Origin of the sequence: Aquisalimonas asiatica (genome assembly GCF_900110585.1) — a bacterium.
Lineage (GTDB): Bacteria > Pseudomonadota > Gammaproteobacteria > Nitrococcales > Aquisalimonadaceae > Aquisalimonas > Aquisalimonas asiatica.
In genome coordinates, this window is record NZ_FOEG01000006.1 from 133,978 (window position 1) to 151,545 (window position 17,568).

The window sequence follows — 17,568 nt, forward strand, 5'->3', positions numbered from 1 at the left end:
GGAGCGGGCGGCGTCGCCCGCTCCCGGTGCCGTGGCTCAGGACAGCGTGAGCACCGTGGAGCCGGTGGTCTGTCTGCCTTCCAGAGCGCGGTGCGCGTCGGCTGCCTGGGCGAGCGGGAAACGGTGGTTCACCTCGATGGTGACCACGCCCTTCTCCACCAGCTCGAACAGCTCCCCCGCCGCCGTCTCCAGATCCTCCCGCGCCGCCACGTAGTGGAACAGCGTCGGGCGGGTCAGGAACAGTGACCCCTTGGCGGCGAGCTGTCCCACGTTGAGTGGCTCCACCGGCCCGGACGACTGACCGAAGCTCACCAGGATGCCGCGCGGGGAGAGGCAGTCCAGCGATGGCAGGAAGGTGGACTGGCCCACCGAGTCGTAGACCACCGGCACACCCTTGCCGCCGGTGAGCTCCCGGACCCGCTCGACGAAGTCCTCGGTGTTGTAGTTGATCGGGTGGTCACAGCCGTGGGCGCGCGCCAGCTCCGCCTTCTCCGGGCTGCCCACGGTGCCGATCACCGTGGCGCCGAGGTGCTTCGCCCACTGGCATGCGATCAGGCCGACACCGCCCGCCGCCGCGTGCACCAGAATGGTGTCGCCGGCCTTCACCGGGTAGGTGCGCCGCAGCAGGTACCACGCCGTCATGCCCTTGAGCATCATGGCGGCAGCGGTCTCGTCACTGATGCTATCCGGCACCTTCACCAGCCGGTCCGCCGCCATGACCCGCTGCTCGGTATAGGCGCCCGGCGGGCCGGCGGCATAGGCCACGCGATCCCCCGGCGCAATATGGTCCACCCCTTCGCCCACGGCCTCCACCACGCCCGCCGCCTCCATGCCGGGGGTGAAGGGCAGCTGCGGTGGCGGATACAGCCCGGTGCGGAAGTACACGTCGATGAAGTTCAGGCCGACCACGGTGTGGCGCACCAGCGCCTCGCCCGCCCCGGGGGTGCCGACGTCCACCGTTTCCCAGTGCATCTGCTCCGGGCCGCCTGTCTCATGAACCACGATTGCCTGGGGCATGGATTCACCTCGCTGTGTTCTGGACCGTTGCAATGGCCGCCGCACCTGTTCAGTCGGCGGCCGCCTCGTTGGCGTCTTCGTCGTCGGCAGCCGGGTTCATCATGGCTGCCTCCACCGCCGCCAGCGCCGTCATGTTGATGATGCCGCGCACGGTCACCGACGGCGTGAGAATGTGCGCCGGCTTGTCCGAGCCGAGCAGGATCGGCCCCACCGAGACGCCGTCGCTGGTGGCCTTGAGCAGGTTGAAGGCGATGTTCGATGCGTCCAGGGTCGGCAGGATCAGCAGGTTCGCGGTGCCCTGCATCCGCGCATTGGGGAAGATGCGCCGGCGGATCTCCTGGGAGATGGCCGCGTCACCGTGCATCTCACCCTCCACCTCCAGGTTCGGGTCCCGCGCCTCGATGAGCTCCAGAGCGTCGCGCATCTTCTGGGCCGAGTCGGCGCCGGAGGAGCCGAAGCTGGAGTGGGACAGCAGCGCGACCTTGGGCGTCATGCCGAAGCGGCGCACCTCGTCCGCGGCGAGAATGGTCATCTCCGCCAGCTGCGCCGGTGTTGGATCCTGGTTGACGTAGGTGTCGCACAGGAAAAAGGTGCCCTTGGGCAGGATCAGCGCACTCATGGCCGCGAGGTTGCGCACGCCCTGCCGCCGGCCGAGCACGGACTCGATGTGCGCCAGCTGCCGGTGATAGCGGCCGTCGATGCCGCAGATCATGGCGTCCGCCTCTTCCCGGCGTACCATCAGCGCGGCGATCACCGTGTTGCGGGTGCGCACCACGTTGCGCGCCTGGTCCGGCGTGACGCCCTTGCGCTCCATGATCGAGTGGTAGAGCGTCCAGTACTCCCGGTAGCGCGGATCGTCCTCGGGGTCGGCCAGTTCGAAGTCCTCGTCCATCTTCAGGCGCAGGCCGAGGCGCTCGATGCGCATCTCCACCACCTTGCGGCGGCCGATGAGAATGGGCTTGGCCAGGCCGTCATCCACCACCACCTGCACGGCGCGCAGCACGCGCTCCTGTTCGCCTTCGGCGTAGACCACGCGGCGGGGGTGCTGGCGGGCCCGCTCGAACAGCGGCTTCATCACCAGCCCGGACTGGAACACGAACTGGTTGAGGCGCAGCTTGTAGGCGGCCATGTCCTCGATGGGCCGTGCGGCCACGCCCGAGTCCATGGCGGCCTTTGCCACGGCCGGCGCCACCCGGGAGATCAGCCGCGGGTCGAACGGTTTCGGGATCAGGTAGTCGCGCCCGAACTGCAGCGGCTTGCCGCCGTAGGCCGCCACCACCACGTCCGACGACTCCTCCATGGCGAGGTTGGCGATGGCCTCGACACAGGCCAGCTTCATCTCGTCGTTGATGGTGGTCGCACCCACGTCCAGGGCGCCGCGGAAGATGAACGGGAAGCACAGGACGTTGTTGACCTGGTTCGGGTAGTCGGAGCGGCCGGTGGCGATGATGCAGTCGGGACGTTCCTCCTGGGCCTCCTCCGGGATGATCTCCGGGGTGGGGTTGGCCATGGCGAACACCAGCGGGTCCCGCGCCATCTTCGCTACCATGCCCCGGGTGAGCACGCCGGGGCCGGAGAGGCCGATGAAGATGTCGGCGCCGTCGATGGCGTCGTCCAGGGTGCGGTCGTCGGTATCCCGGGCGAAGCTCGCCTTGCGCGCATCCAGGTTGTCCCGGCCGGTGTGGATCACGCCGCGGGAGTCCAGCATGGTGATGTGCTCGCGTTTCATGCCCAGCCCCACCAGCAGCTCCAGGCAGGCCATGGCGGCGGCGCCGGCACCGGAGCACACCACGGTGACATCGGCGATGTCCTTTTCCACCACGCGCAGCCCGTTGCGCACGGCGGCCGCGGTGATGATGGCCGTGCCGTGCTGGTCGTCATGGAACACCGGGATGTTCATGCGCTCCTTCAGCTTCTCCTCGATCTCGAAGCACTCGGGCGCCTTGATGTCTTCCAGGTTGATGCCGCCGAAGGTGGGCTCCAGGCTGGCGACAATGTCCACGAACCGGTCCGGGTCGCGCTCCTGCACCTCCACGTCGAACACGTCGATGCCGGAGAACTTCTTGAACAGCACGCCCTTGCCTTCCATCACCGGCTTGGAGGCCAGCGGGCCGATGTTACCCAGCCCCAGCACGGCGGTGCCGTTGGTGACCACGCCGACCAGGTTGCCGCGGGCGGTGACGCTGGCCGCCTCCTTCTCGTCTTCAACGATCAGTTCGCAGGCGGCGGCGACGCCGGGAGAGTAGGCCAGTGCCAGGTCGCGCTGGTTGGCAAGCGGTTTGGTCGGGACGACCTGCAGTTTCCCGGGGGTGGGGTGGCGATGGTATTCCAGTGCATTCTCACGCAGGTCGTCTGACATTACCTCTCTCCGCGGTCTCTTGTTGGTGTGCCGGCATCGGAAACCGGCCCGGTTTGTAAGCGCTCCATCATAACGCCCGCGTCAACGGCGCTTCCACCTGACCCCGGCGTCATGCCGCGTTTCGCCCCGCCTCGAGGAAGCGCCGGGTGCGCTCCAGGAATGCCTGGGGCTGTTCGGCGTGCAGCCAGTGTCCGGCGTCCGGCAGCGGCTCGATGGCGGCAGCGGGAAACAGCGCGTGGATGGCGTCGTGGGCGGACTCCGGCACGTAGTCGGAGTTGGCGCCGTGCAGGAACAGTGTCGGCCCGTCGTAGTGCCCGTCCATGTCCGGGAAGTCCGCGATGGTCGGCAGGTTCGCCTCCAGCGCCTGCAGCGGGATCCGCCAGGCGAAGGCGCCGTCCCGCGATTCCAGGTTGGTGAGCAGGAACTGCCGCAACCCCGCTTCCGGGATGTCTTCCGCCAGTGCCTCACTGGCAGCGGCCCTGGAGCCGAGGCGCTGCGGGTCCATGCGCTGTAGCGCCCGCAGCAGCCGCCCGTGTCCGTGATCCCCGTAGCGGATGGGGGCGATGTCGCCGATGAGCAGGCGTCGCACGTACGCGGGGTCGGTCAGTGCCAGCGCCATGGCGACCTTGCCGCCCATGCTGTGGCCGATGATGGTACCCGGCGGAATGCCGTAGTGGTCCAGTGTGTTGGCGACGGCGGCAGCCATGTCCGGGTAGGCCATGGTCTCCACGTGGGGCGATTGCCCGTGATTGGGGAGGTCCATGACCACCACCTGGTGGTCCGTGGCGAGATCCCGTGCGATGCGATTCCAGTTCGACCCGGAGCCGAACAGGCCGTGGAGAATGACCACGGCATGGCCCTCGCCCTGAATCCGGGTATGCAGCAACGTTTCACTCATGAGGTCTCTGTGTCCTGGTGTTGTCCCTGCCGCCGTGTCGACAGCACGGCGACGTTCTTGAGGTCCTGGACCGCCACGGTCAGCATGGACAGGTCCGGTTGTCCGATGCCGTGGATGTCGTCCAGGGTCTGCGCCAGGCGCAGGGTTGGCCCGGCCATGGTGGCCTGCCACTCCTGCACCTGTTCTGCGGGCGTGCGGGCGGCGTCGTCGGCTTGCAGGACGCTGGTGGTCAGCAGTCGCAGGTAGAGCGCGAAGTCGTCTTCCAGGCCCAGCCGGCATCGCTCTTCCCACTGGGTGGCCGTGTTCAGGCCGCGCACGGCCTCCTCCAGCCAGCGCAGGCCCAGGCTGTGGGCGAGCTGGTAGTAGACGGCGGCGGCACGGCCAGGGGTGCAGCCCGTATCCTCGGCGATCAGGGAGATGTCCATCGCCGCGCCCAGGGGGCCGAGCTGGGCGATGTCCCGGGCCAGGGCTTCAGGCAGCCCCCGGGCGACGAGTTCGCCGGCCTGCTGTGCCTGGCTGTCCTGGTCGGGGCCCGGCAACAGCGCGTCCAGCTCCGCGGCCAGGCCGGCAACGATACCGGCCAGGTGATCGCTGGTGCGCGCATCGGCGAGGCTGCCGGGCAGGTGGCGCAGCAGCCACAGTGCGGTGCGCTCGGCCAGTACCAGGATGTCCAGGCGAAGCTGCTGCTGCAGGTCGGCGGAGATGCGGTTGTCCTGGGTATCCAGGGCATCCCAGAGCTGTTCCAGGCCGAAGATGCGGCGGGCGGCGAAATACGCCCGGGCGACGTCGCCGGCCGGCACGCCGGTCTTGTCCGCCATGCGGAAGAGAAACCCGGCACCCATGCGATTGAGCATGTCGTTGGTGACCTGGGTGGCGATGATCTCCCGGCGCAGGCGGTGGTCGGGCATGTGGTTGCGGTGCTTGTCCTGCAGGGGCGACGGGAAATAGCGGACCAGGACGTCCTGCAGCCCGGCGTCGTCCACCAGATCGCTGTCCACCAGGGCGCGGAAACCGGCCAGCTTGGCGTGGGCGAGCAGCACCGCAAGCTCCGGGCGCACCAGGCCGCTGCCCGCCTGCGCCCGCTCCTCGATGGCCATGTCGTCCGGCAGGCCTTCCAGCTGGCGGTCCAGCTCGCCCGCCTGCTCCAGGGCGCGGATCTGGCGCGCATGTTCGCCGAGCAGCTCCGGCGCCCGGTACTCCATGGTGCTCAGGGCTTCGGTCTGGCGGTAGTTGTCTTCCAGCACCAGCTGTGCCACCTCGTCGGACATGTCCGCCAGCAGGCGCTTGCGCTGTTTCTCGGTGAGGTCGCCGCGCTCCATCTCCTCGTTGAGCAGGATCTTGATGTTGACCTCGTGGTCCGAACAGCTGACGCCGCCGGCGTTGTCGATGGCGTCGGTATTGATGCGGCCGCCGTGGCGGGCGAATTCGATGCGACCGAGCTGGGTGACGCCGAGGTTGCCGCCCTCGCCGACGACCTTGCACCGCAGCTGTGCCGCATCCACCCGCACCGGGTCGTTGGCGCGGTCGCCCACGTCCAGGTGGGTTTCTTCCACGGACTTGATGTAGGTCCCGATGCCGCCGTTCCAGAACAGGTCCACCGGGGCCTTGAGAATGGCCTGCATGAGCTGGTTGGGCGCCATCTGCTGGTCGTCGATACCGAGCGCGGCACGGGCCTCGGGGCTTAGCTCGATGGACTTGGCGCTGCGCGGATAGATGCCGCCACCGCGGGAGAGGAGTTTGCGGTTGTAGTCGTCCCAGCTCGAGCGGGCCTTGTCGAACAGGCGTTTGCGCTCGGCGTAGCCGGTGGCCGGATCCGGGTCCGGATCGATGAAGATATGGCGGTGGTCAAAGGCCGCCACCAGGCGGATCTGTTCCGACAGCAGCATGCCATTGCCGAAGACGTCGCCGGACATGTCGCCCACGCCGGCCACCGTGAACGGCTCGCGCTGGATGTCATGCCCCAGCTCGCGAAAATGGCGCATGACCGCCACCCACGCGCCGCGCGCCGTGATCCCCATCTTCTTGTGGTCGTAGCCGTTGGAGCCGCCGGAGGCAAAGGCGTCCCGTAGCCAGAACCCGTACTCCTCCGCCAGGCCGTTGGCAATGTCGGAGAAGGTGGCCGTGCCCTTGTCGGCGGCGACCACCAGGTAGGGGTCGTCCTCGTCGTGACGCACGACCCGCGGCGGTGGTTCCACGGTATCGCCCACGTAGTTGTCGGTGACGTCCAGCAGGCCGCGGATGAACAAGCGGTAACAGGCCTGCACCTCCGCCGGCTGGGCGTCGCGCTCCTCCGGCAGCTGCTTGGCCACGAACCCGCCCTTGGCACCCACGGGCACGATGACGGCGTTTTTCACCATCTGCGCCTTCATCAGGCCGAGCACCTCGGTACGGTAGTCCTCCTTGCGCTCCGACCAGCGCAGCCCGCCCCGGGCCACCTTGCCGCCGCGCAGGTGTACGCCCTCGGTGCGCGGCGAGTAGACGTAGATCTCGAAGGCGGGCCACGGCTTCGGCATCTCCGGAATGCGCTCCGGAATCAGCTTGAGGCTGAGGTAGGCGTGGCGCCGTCCGTCGCGGTCGCGTTGATAGGCGTTGGTACGGACGGTGGCCTGGATCGCGGCGAGCAGCCGGCGCAGCATGCGGTCCTCGTCCAGGCTGGGCACGTCGTGCAGGGCCCGCTCGATCTGTTCCGCCAGTCGGCCGGCGCGCTTGGCGTCCACCCGCTCCGGGTCGAAGCGGTTGTGGAACAGCCGGATGAGCAGCCGCGTGATGCGCGGGTTGTTGGCGAGGGTCTCTTCCATGTAGGCCTGGCTGTAGGCAGTGCCCGCCTGGCGGAGGTAACGGCTGTAGGCGCGCAGCACCACGATCTCGTCCCAGGCGAGCCGGGCGGCAAGGACCAGGTGGTTGAAGCCGTCGTCGTCGGCATGGCGGTGCCACACGGCGCCGAACGCCTGCTCGAAGTACTCGCGCACCTGCTCCACGTCCAGGTCGCCGCCGGGGTAGCGCAGGCCGAAATCGTGAATCCAGGCGGAGTGATCATCACCTGTGGCGTGAACGGTGTAGGGGCGCTCGTCGAGCACCTGCACGCCCATGTTCTCGAGGATGGGCATGGCGTCGGACAGGGTGACGCTGTCGCCGCGATGGTACAGCCGTAGCCGCAGCCGGTCCTCTGGTGCTTCCAGGGGCCGGTAGAGCACGATGTTCAGGTTGGTCCCGGCGTCCAGCTGCTCCAGCCGCTCGATGTCGTGGGCGGCGGCGCGGGCCGAGGTGTCCTCCCGGTAGGCGGCGCCGAAGGCGTGGCCGTAACGCTGGTACAGGCTGTTGCCGCGCGCTTCGCCGTAGTAATCGCGCAGCGCCTCGTGCAGGTCATCGGTCCACGCGCGCACGGTGGTGGCCAGGCGACGCTCCAGCTCCTGGTGATCCTGTTCGAGATCGGCGCCGGGGCTGACATGCAGGATGAAGTGAATGCGCGCCAGCATGGATTCCGACAGGTTGACCGTGAACTCCGAGTGCTCGGACTGGAACGCCGACTCCAGCAGGCTCTGCATGCGCTGGCGCACGTCGGTGTTGTAACGGTCCCGTGGTGCGAATACCAGGCAGGAGACGAACCGGCGGTAGGTGTCGTGGCGCACGAACAGCCGCACCTGCTGGCGGTCCTGCAGCTGCAGGATGCCCATGGCGATGTCGTGCAGGGTGTCCGGGTGGATCTGGAAGAGCTCGTCCCGCGGATAGGTCTCCAGGATGTTGATCAGCGCCTTGCTGGCGTGGCCGGGATAGGGCAGATCGGCGCGCTCCATGACCGTCTGGATCTTGCGCCGCAGCAGCGGGATGTCGCGCGGGTTGCGGTTGTAGGCCGCCGACGTATACAGCCCCAGGAAGCGGTGTTCGCCGATGACCTTGCCGTCGGCGTCCATCCGCTTCACGCCCACGTAGTCCATGTAGCCCGGCCGGTGCACGGTGGCCCGGTGGTTGGACTTGGTCAGGATCAGGGTCTCCGGGTCGCGGGCCAGCGCCTTGACCGCGGTCGGCAGCGCGTTGAAGCTCTCGGACGATCCCTTGCCGGACATCCGCCGGAGAATCCCGAGCCCGGAGCCCTTGATCGGCGTCAGCGCGTCCTTGCGGCCCTGGCGCTCAAGGTCGTAACAGCGGTAGCCGAGGAAGGTGAAATGGTCCTCCGCCAGCCAGTCGAGAAAGGCCAGGCTCTCGTCGCGGTCCGGTCCGGTGGGCGCCGTCTCGGCAAGCCCGGCGCGCGCTTCCGCCATCCGCTCGCGCATGGTTTTCCAGTCCGCCACCACCTGGTCCACGTCGTCGAGTACCCGCTGCACGTCATCGTGCACGGCGTCCATGATGTCGCGGCTGCTCTGGCGGTCCACCTCGAAGTGCATCCACGCTTCGCGCACGCCCGCATCGGCGGTGTCCGGGTTCACCTGCTCCACTTCGCCCTGGTCGTTGCGCCGGGTGACGATGATCGGGTGGATGATCAGGTGAACGGTGAGGTTGTGGCGGTTGAGGGCCATGGCGACGGAGTCCACCAGAAAGGGCTGGTCGTCGCAGATGATCTGCACGATCGTGTGGCTTGATTCCCAGCCGTGCTGCTCCGTCTCCGGGTTGTAGACGTGGATGCGGGCCTGTCCCGGGCGCCGCCGCCGGGCGAGGTGCCAGTGGGAGAGCACCGTTCCGTAGAGGTCCGCCGGCTCCCGCTGCACCAGGTCCTCCGCCGCGACGCGGTGGTAGTAGTCGCGGACCAGCCCCTTGATCGTGTCGCGTTCCTCCCTGGGCCAGCGTTCGTCGATTCGTTGCTCCACTGCGTCCAGCAGTTCCCGTTTGCGCGCTTGCGGTCCGGTTCGCATGGGTTGCGGCCCCTTCTTGTTGGTCTCCGGCTTTCCTCCAGCATACGAGCTGCACCGCCGGAGTGCACCCGTGCTAGCCCCACGTCGTATGCCCTGCGGCGGCGGTATCCGTTAGACTGCCTGCGGGCGTCGGCCACAGGGCAAGGGGAGTTATCGATGAGTCCGTCCTTCGAGGAGCAGCAGCGCCGGGTCAAGCGTCACTTCCGTAACGGCACGCCCGATGCGGAGGATCAGACGCGTATCGCGCTGTATCTGCAGGCTGTCAAGGGGATCAACGTCGCGGTGCTGGCCAAACTCGAGTGGCAGCCGGTGGACTGGCTGCCGTACCGGTTCCTCCACGGTCAGTACTACCGGGAGCTGGAGCTCAGCACGTTGCTGGGCCGCGCCACTCAGTGGTCGTCCCAGTCGCTGATCTACATGGAGGCGGCGACCCTGAGCATGGACCTGTGGACACGCACGGAAGCGGCCCGTTACCTGCCCGGCTTCTTCGAGGTGGACGAGCGTTTCTACAGCTATCTGGCGCTCAGTCACGCGTTCATGTCGGTGCTGCGGTTCATGCCGCTGGTGCCGCCCTCCGTGGATGTGGAAGCCGATCCGTTCCTGAGCGCTCTCAAGGCCATCGAGGACGAGAACGGCCGCCAGATCCAGACCCAGATCCGCATGCTCAAGGATCTGGATGCCGGCCTGTCGAGGCAGGAGCGCGAGCGTCTGGTGGAGACCCAGAGGGAGCGCGTCGAGGCGTGTTTCGCCCAGCTGCTGGCAACGCTCGGCCACCCCCCCGGCCATGGCCTGGAAGAGGAGGACGGCTGAATGCCGAGCTTCGAGCACGACGGTCAGTCCCTCTACTACGAGCTGCACGGGCGCGAGGGCGACCCGGTGGTCACCATCGTCAACGGCCTGTCCATGCGCACCAACCACTGGGCGCCCTACTTCGAGCTGCTGCCCGCCCGCGGCTGTCGCGTGCTCACCTACGACATGGTGGGCCAGGGGGCCTCGTCCAAGCCGGTGCTGGGGGCGGACTTCGACGACCACGCCACCATGCTGGCGGCGCTCCACGCTCACCTGGGCATCGAGCGGCCCTACGTGTTCGGCATCTCCTTCGGCGGCGTGGTGGCACTGAAATACGCCATCCGCTACCCGCAGCGCATTGGCGGGCTGCTGCCGGTGAGCACCTTCTCGGAGCTGGACCCGCAGCTGGAAGGCCACGCGGTCAACCTCTACCAGGGGCTGGCACGGGTGGGTTTCGAGTTCTACCTGGACCTGCTGATGCCGCTGAACTTCAGCAACCAGTACATCGCCGCGAACCGGGATCTGGTGCACCTGATCAAGCGCGTGGGGGCATCGACCAACGAGCTCTACGGCATCCAGAATCTCATGGAGTCGCTGTCGGACTTCCACTCGCTGACGCCGGAGCTGGCCGACATCGACTGCCCGACGCTGATCATGAACGGCGAGTTCGACTACCTGACCCCGCGTCATCTGCACGACATCATGCGCCGTCATATCCGCTCCTCGCGGCTCATCCTCGTGCCGCGGGTGTGCCACGCCTTCACCCTGGAGATTCCGGAGCTGACCAGCCGGCTGATCGGCGATTTCGTCAAGTCGGTCGAAGCGGGCGAATGGGTCGGCGACCAGAGCGTCTGGATCGCCGACGAGCATCCCGATGCCCAGGTGCCGCTGACCCGCTGCGAACAGGACCACCTGCGCGCGATTCCGGTGCCGGAGTCGCAGCGGCCAGCGCGTGCACCGCGGCGCGAGAACGGGCCGGGCAGCAAGAAGAAGCCGGCGGCGGGCAAGGGGCAGGCCAGCACCAAGGCGGCTTCGGGCGGGACGAAAGCGTCGACCAGCGGCAAGAAGGCAACGGCCCGCAAGAAGGCGCCCAGCGGCCAGCGGTAGCCGGCGGCGCGGCCGGATCACCGAGGGCGCGCCGCCCCTTGCACGCCCAATACCCGCGCCTGGGCACGCCGGCGCAGGTGGATGTCCCAGCCGACGCCCACGGCCAGGGCCAGGAAGCCTGCCAGCTCCACGCCCATGGTGTAGTGCACGAACAGGGCATAGCACACCACCAGCGCGCCCGCCGCACCCACGACCACGGGCGCGGCACTACGGTGATAGCGGATGCCGGGAGCGATGGCGACGACGGTCAGGATGGCGAACACGCCGATCAGGGCCGCCCACAGGCCCTCATCGACGGTGACGGCGGTCCCCGTGGCCGCCAGCATGGCCAGGGCGGCCATGGTGCCGTAGCAGGTCAGCAGTGCCAGAGCGAGGCTGGCGACGCCGCCGGCACCGCGCCGCCAGAGGGATTTCACGCCGCGGACCGGATTCAGCCGGCGGGCCCAGTGCCAGAGGAAGCCCGGTGGTCGTTCCGCCCGCTGCATGGCCAGTTCCACGGAGTGTGCACCGAAGCTCGCGGCGATTTCCCGGGTCTGGGCACTGGGGCTGTGGGCGAAATAGTCCAGCGAGCGAACGACGCGAATGTCCTCGAAACCGGCGTCGCGGAACAGGGCCAGCAGATCCTCGTCCACCGTGGCGCCCACCACGCACTCCACCCACAGGCGCGGGTCGTCGCTGCAGTCCACGGTCACCGGGCGGCGGATGACCACGTCGGCGATCTGCAGCCGGCCACCTGGGCGCAGCACACGGAACATCTCGGCGACGGCACCCCGCTTGTCCGGGACCAGGTTCAGCGCGCCGTTGCTGGTGATGCTGTCGATGCTCTCATCGGCAAGGGGTAACCGTTCCGCCGAGGCTTCCACCACGCTCACGTTGGCGGCGCCGGCTTCCCGGGCTGCGGTGCGGATGCGCCGTGTCATGCCGCCGGTGAGATCCAGGGCGATCACGTGGCCGTCAGGCCCCACGTGTTCCGCGGCGACCAGGGTGTCGCAGCCCGCCCCGGCGCCGATGTCGAGGACGGTGTGGCCGGGCTGGACGGCGTTGCCGGAGAAGGGGTAGCCGACACCGGCGAAAGCGCTGACGGCAGTGGCGGGAAGGCGGTCGAGCAGGTCGTGCGGGTAGCCCATGGCCGTCGCGGCGGCTCGGCCCACCGGGAAATGGAAAGGGGAATCCGGCGACGCCGCCACCGCGGTGTACATGTCCCGGACGGCCGCGACGATCTGCTGGCGTGAATACCCCAGTATCGCCACCATCGGATTGCCCTCCGCTCCAAGGGCCTGGATCAGTATCGATCAAGCACTTCTTTCAGGCGCTGGCGCAAGCGCTCCGGCGCGGGTGCCGTGCCCGTTCGATACACGCGCTCGCGCAGGTGCTTCTCGAACTCCGCCCGGGTGAAGCAGTCACGACAGCGCTCCAGGTGCCGGTCGATGGCGGCCAGGCGGGTGTCGTCCAGTTCTTCGTCCAGGTAGGCGAAAAGCTGCTCCAGGACCTCCTCGCAGGTCAGATCATCCCGGCTCATTGTGGCTCCTCGCCGGTTCCCGGGCGGGTCGGGTGCGGCGGCCCGCCGTGCTCCGCCTGCCGACCGTAGTCCCATAAGGCTTTCTGCAGCAGCCCGCGTCCGCGGCTCAGGCGGGACCGGATCGTCCCGACCGGCACCCCCAGCAGCGCCGCCGCCTCCTCGTAGGTATACCCCTGCAGTTCCACCAGTACAACCACCACCCGGTAGGCGTCCGGAAGGGCGTCGACGGCGCGGGCCAGGTCGTCCTGGTCCAGCGTGTCCACGAACTGTGTCTCCGGTGTTCCCCACCACAGGAGAAACGGCTGATGGAGTTTGTGAAACAGGGAAAAGGAGGTGGCCTCCCCGGCGTCCGGCGGGAGCGCGTCCCAGGGCGTCTCGCGGTCCTGCCGGCACCGGCGTCGCCGCCAGAGACTCACGAAGGTGTTGTTGAGAATACGGAACAGCCAGCCCTCGAAACGGGCCCAGTCACGCAGCTCGGGGAGCTTCTCCCAGGCCCGTTCCACCGCCTCGGCGACCACGTCTTCGGCGTCATCGGGGTCACGGGTCAGGCGCAGCGCGGTGCCGTAGAGCCTGTCCAGCAGGCCCTCCAGTTCCTCCTCGAAACGCCGGCGCAACGCCTCGCGCTGCCGGGTCTCGCTGTTCTCACCGGCTGTCATTGCTGCCCCCGCATGGAGGACGTCGGCCCGAGTGTCCCGTCACTAACAAGTCTAGTGTCCTGTCCCGGAAATTCGTGGGAACCATTTGCCCCCCGCCGTGCGTCCTTGCGATTACCCCGGGGCATACCCGGGTAACCACAACGGAGAGACCGAGGAGACACGGCAATGACGACGGCAACAGCAATCCGCGAATCGGGCCTGGTGAACCAGGACGCCCTGCGCCGGAAGGTTCAGGACATGTACCGCCGGGTGGCGAAGGAACCCGAGGGCGACTTCCACTTCGCCATGGGCCGCCCCCTGGCCGAGGAGCTCGGCTACCCGCCGACGGATCTGGACCGGATCCCCCGCCGGGCCCTGGAGTCCTTTGCCGGGGTGGGCCACTTTCTGCCGCTGGCGGCCATCCGCGCCGGCGAGACGGTGGTGGATCTGGGCAGCGGCTCCGGTGCCGACGCCTTCCTCGCCGCACTGTATACCGGGCCGACCGGCCGGGTGATGGGGCTCGACATGACCGCCGAGCAGCGCGAGAAGGCCGCACGCCTCGCCCGGGAAAACGGGTTCACCAACATCACCTTCCACGCCGGCTACATCGAGGAAACGCCCTTCGACACCGGCTCCGTGGACGTGGTGATCAGCAACGGCGTCATCAATCTTTCGGCCGAGAAGGACCGGGTGTTCGCCGAAATCGCCCGCATTCTGCGTCCCGGCGGGCGGCTGGCACTGGCCGACATCGTCACCGAGCGCCAGCTTCCGGAGACGGTGAAATGCGACGCCACCCTGTGGGCGGCCTGCATCGGCGGCGCCATGCAGCAGGACGATTACAGCGGCGGCATCACCGCGGCCGGGCTCGAAGTGGTCACGGTGGACGAGAACCCCCAGTACCGCTTCCTCACCGACGCCGCCCAGGGTGCGAGCCGCGCCTACGGCGTGAAGAGCGTCAACCTGCTGGCGATCAAGCCAGCGTAGAGCAACAGCAATCACCGCCAAGGAGAACCGCCATGAAACCGTCCATCCTGATCATCGCTGCATCGGCCCTGACGCTGGGCCTGTCCACCGCCATGGCCGCTGACGGCCACGACAATGCCGAACACGACGGACACGTGTTCGTGAAGGCGGAGGACCTGGAGTGGGGCCCGGTGGGGTCCATGGGCGACGGCGCGGAGATCGCCGTCATCGAGGGTGACCTTGCCGAGGAGGAGCCGTTCACGTTCCGCCTGCGCCTCGAGGACGGCTATCGCGTCAAGCCGCACATTCACCCGGCGTACGAGCGCGGCACCATACTTCAAGGGACGTTGCACTTTGCCCATGGTGAGACCTTCGACGCCGACAACACCACGGCGCTGCCCGAGGGGAGCACCTTCATCATGCCGCCGGGGGCCCCGATGTACGGGTACGCCGAAGGCGAGGTGATCTTCCAGCTGCACGGGACCGGGCCGTGGGGTATCGAGTACGTGGACCCGGACGACGATCCGCGGCAATAGCCGTAATGCGCGCCGCCACGGCAGCCCCGTGGCGGCGCAACCACCGGCGAGGGTCGTGAGGGAGGCGGACTGCCATGGGCCGGAACCCGGTCATCCACCGCATGGGCGCACGCCTTCCCCGCGACCGGTCTGCCGGCTACATGCGGAACGCCACGGCGGCCTGGTTGTAGCCCACACCGGAGCCGATCATCACCACCAGATCGCCGCTCTTGATGCGCCCCTCGTCCACGCTCTTCGACAGGGCCATGGGAATGCAGGCCGAGCCGGTGTAGCCCCACTTCTGCATGATCATCGGGGCCTTCTCCAGCGGCAGGCCGATGTTCTGGGCGGCCAGCTCCACGGTGTGGCGGTTCACCTGGGTGAAGATCACCTGATCAACGTCGTCGACGGTGAAGCCGTTCTGCTCCGAGAGGCGCTTGAACAGCAGCGGCCAGCCCTCGTCGTTGATCTCCGGGGGGTAGCGCTTGACCATGCGCACGTTGGTGCGCCCCGCCTCGACGGATTCCACCGAGGCCGGTTCGGCGGTGCCGCCGGAGTAGATGCCCCAGCAGTCGGAGTAGTCGCCGTCGGCCAGGAACGAGCTGCCGATGAAGCCCGGCTCCTCGGAGGGTTCGACCACGGCCGCGCCGGCGCCGTCGCCGTAGAAGAACACCGTCGGGTCCTTCGGGTCGGCCAGCTTGCGCATCATGTAGACGCCCACCACGAGAATGGTGCGGAAGTGGTTGTTGGTGGCCAGCAGCCCGGCGGCGTTCGCCAGCGCGGTGGGGAACGAGGCGCAGGCGCAGGCGACGTCGAAAGTGCCGGCCTGTTTCGCACCCAGCTTCTGCTGCAGCACCACGGAGGTGGATGGCGTGATGTAGTCCGGGGAGTCGGTGCCGAGGATGATGAGATCCACATCCTCCGGCTTGCGGCCGGCCTTCTCCAGTGCCTGCTTCGCCGCCGGCAGCGCCAGATCGGAGGAGGCCCAGTCGTCCGGCGCGTACCAGCGCTGGTCGATGCCGGTGCCCGCGGCGAGCTTGCCCACCACCTCGGGCTTGTCCAGCGCGGTGAAGCGCTCGTTCAGCTCGTCGTTGGTGACGCAGCGCTCCGGCAGGTAGTGTGCTGTGGAGACGATCTTGGCGTGGCGATTCATGGGTTACGGACCTCTGATACAGAAACCTGACTCGACTGTCATGAGAACGGCCAGATTACCCCAAACACCCCGGCAAGAAAATGGCCTTGTGCGGTGCAATGGGGCCGGGATCTACCGGATGTGAAGCAGTTCCGCCAGCAGCCGCGTATCCAGGTGCGCGGCTACCAGATCGCCGAGCCGGTCCAGCTCCTGCTCCCGGTGCTGCTGGTAATCCACCGCATCACCGACAGCCAGCCCGGCGCGCGCCAGCAGCGCGTTGGCGGCCTCCGGCGCGTCGAACAGGCCGTGGACGTAACACCCCGCCACCTGGCCGTCCGCACTCACGGCGCCGTCGGCGCGGTCCCCCAGCCGGACCAGCGGTCGTGCCAGATCGGAGCCCGTGGTGATGCCGTTGTGGATCTCGTACCCGGTGAGAGGCGCGCCTTCCGGCTCCACCGTGCCGGAGACCTGCCGCAGTTGTTTGCCCGGGATCAGGCGCGTCTCCAGCGCCAGTAAACCGAGCCCCGGGGTGGTGCCGGGGGCGCTTTCCAGGCCGTCCGGGTCGGCCACACTGTGGCCGAGCATCTGATAGCCGCCGCAGATGCCGAGTACGTGCCCGCCGTAGCGCAGGTGTCGGTGCAGCACCCTTTCCCAGCCCTGGTCACGCAACCAGGCGAGATCCGTGCGCGTGCTCTTGCTGCCGGGCAGAATGATGAGGTCCGCGGGCGGCGGGGTCTGGTCCGGGCCGACGAAGTGCAGTGCCACCCGCGGGTGCAGCCGCAGGGGGTCGAAATCGTTGTGATTGCTCATGCGCGGCAGTGCGGGCACCACCACCTGCAGGGCATCGGTGCCGGCGGCCGTGCCCGTGCGGCCGATACTGTCCTCGGCGTCCAGCACCAGCCCCTGAACGAAGGGAAGCACACCCGCCACGGGCGTCCCGGTGTGCCGGTGCAGCCACTCCAGGCCGCTGTCCAGCAGTGCCGGGTCGCCGCGGAAGCGGTTGATCACGAACGCGCGGATGCGCTCGCGCTCCGACGCCGACACCAGCTCCAGGGTGCCGACGAGCTGCGCGAAGACGCCGCCCCGGTCGATGTCGCCCACCAGCAGGACCGGGCAGTCCGCCGCCTCCGCGAAGCCCATGTTGGCAATGTCATTCTCGCGCAGGTTGATCTCCGCCGGGCTGCCGGCGCCCTCGGCGATGACGACGTCGTAGCGGGCGGACAGGCTCTCCCACGCCGCCATGACGGCTTCCCGGGCACTGGCCTTGAAGCCGTGGTAGTCCACCGCGTCCATGTTGCCGTAGACCTGCCCGCGCAGGATGACCTGCGCGCCCCGGTCGCTCTGGGGCTTGAGCAGCACCGGGTTCATGTCGCTGTGGGGTTCGATGCCGCAGGCCAGCGCCTGCAGCGCCGTGGAACGGCCGATCTCGCCACCGTCCGTGGTGACGGCGCTGTTCAGGGCCATGTTCTGGGGCTTGAAGGGTGCCACGGACACGCCCTGGTTGCGCAGCCACCGGCACAGGGCGGCCACCACCGTGCTCTTGCCGGCGTCGGAGGTGGTGCCCTGGATCATGAGTGTCGGCATGGCGATGTCTCGTTGTTACCCGTAGCAAGCCGCAAGATCGTAGGGTGGACCTTCAGGTCCACCACGCGACGCGTCGACAACCCGTTTCGGTCCGTCGATTGCAGGATGGTGGACCTGAAGGTCCACCCTTGTATCTTATCGGTTGTGTGGAAGAGGACGACCACACATGGGCCGGGTGAGCTCGAGTCCACCCGAAGAGCGTT

The 17,568-nt window shown here is 68.2% G+C and carries 13 protein-coding genes; 4 read left to right on the forward strand and 9 right to left on the reverse strand.

Translation table 11 applies throughout. From position 1 onward, the window contains the following. Window positions 1-36: 36 nt before the first annotated feature. From BMZ02_RS13580 to BMZ02_RS13595, 4 genes are all read right to left on the reverse strand, one after another. The gene (locus BMZ02_RS13580) at window positions 37-1,017 is read right to left on the reverse strand and encodes a quinone oxidoreductase family protein (RefSeq protein ID WP_091644868.1); all 981 of its coding nucleotides are present in this window, start codon (window positions 1,015-1,017) and stop codon (window positions 37-39) included. Between the two features lie 49 nt (window positions 1,018-1,066). Next, complete coding sequence (locus BMZ02_RS13585; RefSeq protein WP_091644869.1) at window positions 1,067-3,376, reverse strand: NADP-dependent malic enzyme; 2,310 nt, start codon at window positions 3,374-3,376, stop codon at window positions 1,067-1,069. 109 nt (window positions 3,377-3,485) lie between these two features. Next, window positions 3,486-4,274: an alpha/beta fold hydrolase gene (locus tag BMZ02_RS13590; protein WP_091644871.1), complete on the reverse strand. Its 789-nt coding sequence runs from the start codon at window positions 4,272-4,274 to the stop codon at window positions 3,486-3,488. Then, on the reverse strand, window positions 4,271-9,121 hold the full coding sequence (locus tag BMZ02_RS13595; protein WP_091644873.1) for an NAD-glutamate dehydrogenase: 4,851 nt from the start codon (window positions 9,119-9,121) through the stop codon (window positions 4,271-4,273). The genes BMZ02_RS13590 and BMZ02_RS13595 overlap by 4 nt, the downstream gene beginning before the upstream one ends. 156 nt (window positions 9,122-9,277) lie before the next feature. On the opposite strand from BMZ02_RS13595, the gene BMZ02_RS13600 reads away from it, so the two are divergent. After that, complete coding sequence (locus tag BMZ02_RS13600) at window positions 9,278-9,931, forward strand: hypothetical protein (protein ID WP_091644874.1); 654 nt, start codon at window positions 9,278-9,280, stop codon at window positions 9,929-9,931. Next, complete coding sequence (locus BMZ02_RS13605) at window positions 9,932-11,017, forward strand: alpha/beta fold hydrolase (protein ID WP_091644876.1); 1,086 nt, start codon at window positions 9,932-9,934, stop codon at window positions 11,015-11,017. A gap of 17 nt (window positions 11,018-11,034) precedes the next feature. Here the strand turns inward: BMZ02_RS13605 and BMZ02_RS13610 are convergent, their stop codons facing one another. The 3 genes from BMZ02_RS13610 to BMZ02_RS13620 are packed head-to-tail and all read right to left on the reverse strand — an operon-like array spanning window position 11,035 to window position 13,192. Further along, on the reverse strand, window positions 11,035-12,270 hold the full coding sequence (locus BMZ02_RS13610; RefSeq protein ID WP_091644877.1) for a MerC family mercury resistance protein: 1,236 nt from the start codon (window positions 12,268-12,270) through the stop codon (window positions 11,035-11,037). A gap of 29 nt (window positions 12,271-12,299) precedes the next feature. After that, window positions 12,300-12,536 (reverse strand): mycothiol system anti-sigma-R factor, encoded by a 237-nt coding sequence (rsrA, locus tag BMZ02_RS13615; RefSeq protein WP_091644879.1) that lies wholly within the window; start codon window positions 12,534-12,536, stop codon window positions 12,300-12,302. Further along, entirely contained in the window at window positions 12,533-13,192 is a 660-nt protein-coding gene (locus BMZ02_RS13620; protein ID WP_091644881.1) for an RNA polymerase sigma factor, read from the reverse strand. The genes rsrA and BMZ02_RS13620 overlap by 4 nt, the downstream gene beginning before the upstream one ends. Before the next feature lie 165 nt (window positions 13,193-13,357). Here BMZ02_RS13620 and BMZ02_RS13625 point away from each other — a divergent pair, with 165 nt between their 5' ends. Together BMZ02_RS13625 and BMZ02_RS13630 are read left to right on the forward strand one after the other, a co-directional pair. Continuing rightward, on the forward strand, window positions 13,358-14,155 hold the full coding sequence (locus BMZ02_RS13625; protein ID WP_091644882.1) for a methyltransferase domain-containing protein: 798 nt from the start codon (window positions 13,358-13,360) through the stop codon (window positions 14,153-14,155). A gap of 32 nt (window positions 14,156-14,187) precedes the next feature. After that, window positions 14,188-14,670: a cupin domain-containing protein gene (locus tag BMZ02_RS13630; protein ID WP_091644883.1), complete on the forward strand. Its 483-nt coding sequence runs from the start codon at window positions 14,188-14,190 to the stop codon at window positions 14,668-14,670. 136 nt (window positions 14,671-14,806) lie between these two features. Here the strand turns inward: BMZ02_RS13630 and BMZ02_RS13635 are convergent, their stop codons facing one another. Both BMZ02_RS13635 and BMZ02_RS13640 read right to left on the reverse strand, forming a co-directional pair. After that, complete coding sequence (locus BMZ02_RS13635) at window positions 14,807-15,802, reverse strand: 3-oxoacyl-ACP synthase III family protein (protein ID WP_091644885.1); 996 nt, start codon at window positions 15,800-15,802, stop codon at window positions 14,807-14,809. 111 nt (window positions 15,803-15,913) lie between these two features. Continuing rightward, entirely contained in the window at window positions 15,914-17,365 is a 1,452-nt protein-coding gene (locus BMZ02_RS13640) for a cobyric acid synthase (RefSeq protein ID WP_091644886.1), read from the reverse strand. Between the last annotated feature and the right edge of the window lie 203 nt (window positions 17,366-17,568).